Raw genomic sequence first — 6,186 nt, 5'->3', positions numbered from 1 at the left:
GAGCGCGACTGTTGTGGGTCGGAAAGAAGTGCTTTCAATCTCAGGGCTACCGATGAACGCGACTTTTTCTTTAAAAAATCGCTACAGCATTTTGCATGCGGAGAATATCGATGTAGRTAAGAAGCGTGACGAAGTGACATTTGATATGGTCAGCAACGAGGGCAAGCAGCAAGAAATTACTCTACCTCTGGTTCGTATGTTGAAAGTAAGTGGTAAGAATAGACCACTAGTTTATGTACCTGTCCAACTTGATGAAAACACTACGCGTGATGTTTTAGTCTATTTGCGTGATCGCTCTAGTAGTAACTCCCAGCTGAGATTAGGGACCGACACCGCTAGCGAACTCTTTATGATTGATACAAGTGCTGAGAATATACTTTCAAAAGGCTCTGAGAGCTTTAGTGATGTTGCTGAGTCGAATGAAGCTTTAGTCATTTCTCCAGAGGAAGACATTACTCTAGATGACTTCCCGTTAAAGGCTGTTGCTTCTTTCACCGTAAATACGCCTTTGTTAAAAGTTGATAGCTTTGAAATGACAGGAAAAGGCAAAGACACTTCTGTTGAAYTCTTCTTAACGGATCTAAATGGTGAGAAGCAGAAGGTGGTAAAAAAAGTAATTAAGAAACTTCGAGTTGGGGATGATGTTCGCCCTGTTGTTAGTGGTGAATTTTCGGCATCTGGAAAGGTTCGCCAACAAGACTTTGCAATCGATGTACTTGATGTCGATGAGAAAGAAGCCTATTTCATTTTGGGTAAAAAGATGGCGAGAGAAGGGGTATATGTGAATACTCGTTCCGATAACCTCCTTAAGGCAGAGCCTCTTTTTAAAGTCGGTCATATCGAAATAGTTGAAGTGAATGGTATGACATTCCCTGCGAAGCTTGATACTGGCGCAGATGTGAGTTCAATGAATGCGGTTAATATCAAGCGATTCAAAAAAGACGGGCAAGATATGGTGAGTTTTACTTATCAAAATAAACAAGGTGATAAGCAAAATTTCACAAAACCTGTAATTGACGTGATGCGTATTAAAGCGAAGAAGGGGGAGAAAGTGAATATTCGCCCTGTAGTTGAGATGAACGTGAAACTAGGAGAACTAGAGAAGAAGGTGAGAGTGAACCTTCAAGACCGTTCACGCTTTGAGTACAGCATGATCTTAGGTAAAAACTTCCTAAAGCATGGCGCTCTTGTGAGTAGCGATGAAGACTATCTTCTAGGGGATACTAAGTAGTACGTAGTTGGTCTAATTTCGTAGCTGAACTGCCTTTGTCGCCACACATTCCTCTATAGGGATGTGTGGCTTTTTGTTTAAGCGTGTTTCTTGTGTTTAAGTAAACAAAAAGGGCCAACTCTTTCGAGTTGGCCCTTTCCAAACGTTTGGTGGGCTGGCGTCATCTGAATTTGGTGTTTAATTAATTGAATTTATTGTACTTGYTTGGTTGTTCATTTCTTCTTGGTACTACCCTTGGTACTAAAGTTCAATGCTAGCTGACATAAATAGATAATTCTACTGAGTTTAAAAGTTATGTTTTTGGTCGTGTTTTTATTGCGATTACAATGAATAGCCAGACAGAATTGGCTTTAAATAGTTTGGACCAAAGAACAAAAAGCGGCTCCTTAGAGAGCCGCTTATTACTTAGTTATCACCTAAATAATCATCATTATTTGGGTTATGTGTATCAGACCAATCATCCATATCAGCATCGTTGTTTGGGTTGTTAATGTCTGACCAAACGTCTAGCTCATCTTGAGACATGTCACTTGAGTCCGGCATACTATTTCTTCCCTTGTTGGTTCGGGTTTATTTGTTTGCCACGGTTACCTTGATTCTGGTCATGCTGGCGGTTAGTGCCGCTTGTTCCCTTGTTAGAATTCGGGATGTTTGCTGCATTGTCTGCTGGTGTGATTTTCTTAGCCATAATCAATTTCCTTGTTTAATAACTAGCCTTGCGGATTTGTTTAACGATTCGCTCAAATCCTTGCCTAGTTGTGATTGCTTTAGGGTAAAGCCCATCAGGAGCAACACGCCAAACAAACCGGAACCCTCTACCCAACTTAAACCTAATATAGGTCGGACAAGAGCGGATCTTCTTACCCCCTAAGTTTGGGTATAAAGCTCCAGCTCTGAGTTGGGCTTCAATACTGAAAGCTCGCTCTGCATAGCATGAAGGAAGTTGAGATTGGAATGTATCAATAAGCTGTTTAGTTGAAGTCATTCTTGCTCTCCCTGATGAACTGATAGCAAGAATGATTGAGTGCACTGCACTCGCAACAACTAATTTAATAAATTATTTAATAGGTCATCGAACTCGACGGCTTCGAGGTATTTCTGCTTGATAAGGGTTTGGTATTGAGCTAGCGCAGGAGTTGTATTTCCTAGAGAGCATGCTGCAAGGTAGGCTTTTTCTATATCCTGATTGAAAAAGTGCATGACCATTGATTCACCTTGTGTCAGCAGAGCGCTTTGAGCCAATAGAGCCTGCATTACACTGGTTACACCATTGAGAGAAAGTTGCGGTAACTCTTGAAAAGGGTTTGGTAATTTTTCTTTACTCAGGTCGATGTGTTCTGATTTTAATTTTACGATCAGTTCTGACAGCGCAGTCGTTTGAATGCCAACCGCGAGAATAGATTGTCTACCCATGACGACTGTTTCTAAAAAGTCCGCCGCTTCTATGCGTTTTTTAGAATGAGAAAAGATCTCTTTGACTCGTTTACTATCAGCAAAGAACCCTTGTAACAAAACGGCATTATGGAGTTTGGTTAGGCTAATACTTGCAATGAGCAAGTTGTTCTTTGTTGAGCCCAACGCCATAGGCTCTTTTTTAACCTCAAAGAAACCTTTGCTTCTTACTAGTGGGTACACCAAATCTTTGAATGATTTATGTTCGGCTAGCTTTATGTTGAATAGCTTCTTAATTGCATCAGGCGTTGAGATGTAGCTATCGTTAGATTTCACATGATAGCTCCAATAGTTTTCGCTCTGGCAACGGCTTATCTTTTAATGACTCGCGTGCAATAAACTGTGCTCGCTCATACCAATCTGAACGGCAGCCATATTCGGACTTTTCATATTGGTCAATTACTCCCAAGCAGTATCCAGCGCGTAAACTTTCTGATAGCGATGTGGTTTGTGCCGCTAACAATCGTTTCGAACTTTTGGAATCATAAATATTGATAAGTTCAACACAGCTATCGACCAGAGAGAGTTTCTCAGCATTGGAAACCATTGGTAAGCTCGCTAGTGCAATAGCAAGCATGGCGTGTTTTTTATTGAGCATTTGTTACCTCAGCATCCGTTTGTGCTTGTTTAGTATCGTTGTCGTTATTTGGGTTTTCTAATGGGGTGTCTGAGCCTGGGTTTAGAATCAGATCCTTGCTTGGAACTGCAATATACAAGCACAGTAATATAATGCCGAAAGAAAAGATTTGGTCGTAACTTTGCTCTAGCAATAACAGGTTTTTAAATTGCTCGGTACCTTTGAATAGGTCAATAAAAACAATTGTACTAGCACAAAGTAGCGCAGCCGTAATGAACTTACCGTGCCATAAAAACGGGGTGCTAATGATATGCCACCAGCGAAGTGAAGTTTGTTTTGTATATACCCAATAGCGTTTTAGCAACACAAGAAATGAGATAAAAAAGATAATCTCGATGGTTGATACATCAGATAACCCATCTTGATATTCAAAAATATTGAGTAATTCAAAACTGATGACTGCAATACTCATACTGACGAGGAAAATGTAAATTAACGTTTTTAAAATAAATCCTAGCAAGCGACTTAATGTCCAATCAGCCTGCTGTAAATAGTGTTTTAAAGAGGGCGTAGCCCATTTGGGCTTCGGGGTATCGTTGTTGATAGTGCTCTGCTCATGATTTGTTTACGTAATAGATATTTTACATACATCACTAGTATTTAATTGCATAAAAAATAGATATTCATATGAAATGTTATGCAAATCATGGATTGCATCGATGATTTGCTGTGTTTGCACTCTTTCATTGCCCCACCAGCCACTTCCCCGTAAAATTCGCGTCAATATCTGTTCGTACCAATACGACAACGTACACCTTTGTACGAGACCACCTCATATTCTGTAGGTAACATTAATGACCAACAAACTCTCCCTTCAGCAGCTTGAATCTTTCCTATGGGAAACGGCTGACATTCTTCGTGGCAACATGGATGCCTCTGAATTTAAAGACTACATCTTTGGCATGATGTTCCTAAAGCGCATGTCGGATGCGTTTGAAGAAGAGCAAGAGAAAGTTATTGCCTACTACCTAGGTAAAGGTAAAACCCAAGAACAAGCTATCGATCTGGCAAATGATGAAGATGAGTACGACGATACTTTTTATATACCTGAAAGTTCTCGTTGGTCTGCGCTGAAAGACTTAAAGCACAACATTGGTGAAAGCCTAAACAAAGCCACTGAAGCGATTGAAGAGCATAACTCAGCGCTTGAAGGCGTGTTGGTCACTATCGACTTCAATATTAAGAATAAGCTTACCGATGCTAAGTTGCGTGATCTGCTTTCCCATTTTAGCCAACACCGTTTACGTAATGAAGATTTTGAGCGTCCAGATATGCTGGGAACAGCTTACGAATACATAATCAAGATGTTTGCCGATAGTGCAGGTAAAAAGGGCGGTGAGTTCTATACCCCTAGCGAAGTGGTACAACTGCTGGTGGCACTGTTAAAGCCTCACGCGGGGATGCGTATTTACGATCCAACCACAGGTTCTGGCGGTATGCTAGTTCAGACTCGTAACCACCTTGCTAAGAATGGCGAGAACGCATCAAACCTATCGCTATTTGGGCAAGAGATGAACTTGAACACGTGGGCAATTTGTAAGATGAACATGTTCTTACATGGTGTACAAAGTGCCGATATTCGTAAAGGCGATACCTTGCGCGACCCACAGCACACCGAAGGCGGTGAGCTAATGAGCTTTGACCGCGTAATCGCTAACCCGCCATTCTCATTAAAGAAATGGGGTAAAGACGAGTGTGACAGCGATGGTTTTGGTCGATTCCCTTATGGTACGCCACCGAAAGATGCGGGTGATTTGGCCTTTGTTCAGCACATGATTGCCAGCACCAACAATGAAGGTATGGTCGGTGTGGTTATGCCTCATGGTGTGCTATTCCGTGGTTCAAGTGAAAAAGCGATTCGCCAAGGTATTTTGGAAGACGATTTATTAGAAGCGGTGATCGGTCTTCCATCGGGCTTGTTCTACGGCACGGGCATTCCTGCTTGTTTGCTTATCATCAACAAGAACAAATCCGCAGCTCGTAAGGGCAAAGTCTTGTTCATCAACTCAGAGCTTGAGTTTGAAGAGGGCAAAAACCAGAACAAACTGCGCGAGCAAGATATTACAAAGATTGTCGAAACCTTCGAAAACCATTCGTTTGAAAGCAAATGCGATATTAAACGCTATGCAAAAGTCGTGAACTTCTCAGAAATCGCCGAGAACGACTTTAACCTCAATATTCGCCGTTATGCAGATACCTCACCACCAGCCGAAATATTTGATGTACGCGCCATTCTTCACGGCGGCGTACCAGTTCGTGAAGTGGAAGACGAATACATTCAAGAAGAGATAATTCAAGGCTTTGATCTGTCGATTGTCTTCGATAAGAAAGCGCCTGCGGCGGATCAAGAGCATGATTACTATGTCTTCAAGCCAAATATTGAATGCAAAGAACAGATTCGAGAAGTGATAGAGAAAGCTGATGCGAAGGTTCTCCCCCTAACAATAAGCCAACTAGAATGCTGGTGGGATAAGTACCAAGTGTCGCTGCATGAGTTAGACGCACAAGTAACAGAAGCTGAGCAAGTAATGCAAGGTTACTTGAAGGAGCTGGGTTATGAGTAACTTGGTTCCAGAAGGGTGGAAAGAGGGCTCTTTAAGTGATTTTTCCACTATCAACCCTAAGTTAAATAGCGGTTTGACCTTAACTGGCGAAACAAAAGTATCGTTTATAAAAATGGAAGATGTTTCCAATAACGCTCAAGTTAAAAGGAAACATACGAGGAGTTACTCTGAAGTATCAAAAGGCTTCACTAAGTTTAATGATTATGATGTTTTAGTTGCGAAGATAACGCCATGTTTTGAAAATGGGAAAGGTGGCTATGCGGAAAACCTCGTCAATGGCATTGGTTTTGGTAGTACTGAAT

General features: G+C 41.4%; 9 protein-coding genes. 3 read left to right on the top strand and 6 right to left on the bottom strand.

Annotated elements, in window-relative coordinates; all coding sequences use genetic code 11:
* Window positions 1-1,231: ATP-dependent zinc protease family protein (locus L4C33_RS18510; RefSeq protein WP_428813884.1), on the top strand; the 1,231-nt coding region annotated here is incomplete at its 5' end.
* A gap of 405 nt (window positions 1,232-1,636) precedes the next feature.
* On the opposite strand, the gene L4C33_RS18505 is transcribed toward L4C33_RS18510, so the two are convergent.
* Genes L4C33_RS18505 through L4C33_RS18480 form a run of 6 tightly spaced genes read right to left on the bottom strand, consistent with a single transcriptional unit; the run spans window position 1,637 to window position 3,732 of the window.
* Entirely contained in the window at window positions 1,637-1,774 is a 138-nt protein-coding gene (locus L4C33_RS18505) for a hypothetical protein (RefSeq protein ID WP_428813883.1), read from the bottom strand.
* A gap of 1 nt (window position 1,775) precedes the next feature.
* Entirely contained in the window at window positions 1,776-1,919 is a 144-nt protein-coding gene (locus L4C33_RS18500) for a hypothetical protein (protein ID WP_017091462.1), read from the bottom strand.
* A gap of 15 nt (window positions 1,920-1,934) precedes the next feature.
* Window positions 1,935-2,216, bottom strand: a complete 282-nt coding sequence (locus L4C33_RS18495; protein WP_372093788.1) for a ParE family toxin-like protein — start codon at window positions 2,214-2,216, stop codon at window positions 1,935-1,937.
* Between the two features lie 59 nt (window positions 2,217-2,275).
* On the bottom strand, window positions 2,276-2,959 hold the full coding sequence (locus tag L4C33_RS18490; protein WP_428813882.1) for a hypothetical protein: 684 nt from the start codon (window positions 2,957-2,959) through the stop codon (window positions 2,276-2,278).
* Window positions 2,949-3,281, bottom strand: coding sequence for a hypothetical protein (locus L4C33_RS18485; protein WP_428813881.1), 333 nt, complete (start codon window positions 3,279-3,281; stop codon window positions 2,949-2,951). Before L4C33_RS18485 ends, L4C33_RS18490 begins: the two co-directional genes overlap by 11 nt.
* Complete coding sequence (locus L4C33_RS18480) at window positions 3,271-3,732, bottom strand: hypothetical protein (protein WP_428813880.1); 462 nt, start codon at window positions 3,730-3,732, stop codon at window positions 3,271-3,273. The genes L4C33_RS18485 and L4C33_RS18480 overlap by 11 nt, the downstream gene beginning before the upstream one ends.
* Before the next feature lie 382 nt (window positions 3,733-4,114).
* On the opposite strand from L4C33_RS18480, the gene L4C33_RS18475 reads away from it, so the two are divergent.
* Both L4C33_RS18475 and L4C33_RS18470 read left to right on the top strand, forming a co-directional pair.
* On the top strand, window positions 4,115-5,884 hold the full coding sequence (locus L4C33_RS18475) for a type I restriction-modification system subunit M (protein ID WP_428813879.1): 1,770 nt from the start codon (window positions 4,115-4,117) through the stop codon (window positions 5,882-5,884).
* Window positions 5,877-6,186: restriction endonuclease subunit S domain-containing protein (locus tag L4C33_RS18470; protein WP_489686450.1), on the top strand; the 310-nt coding region annotated here is incomplete at its 3' end. The genes L4C33_RS18475 and L4C33_RS18470, both read left to right, overlap by 8 nt.

The organism is Vibrio makurazakiensis, from assembly GCF_050337375.1.
Lineage (GTDB): Bacteria > Pseudomonadota > Gammaproteobacteria > Enterobacterales > Vibrionaceae > Vibrio > Vibrio makurazakiensis.
This window is presented reverse-complemented; position numbering and strand designations above follow the sequence as displayed.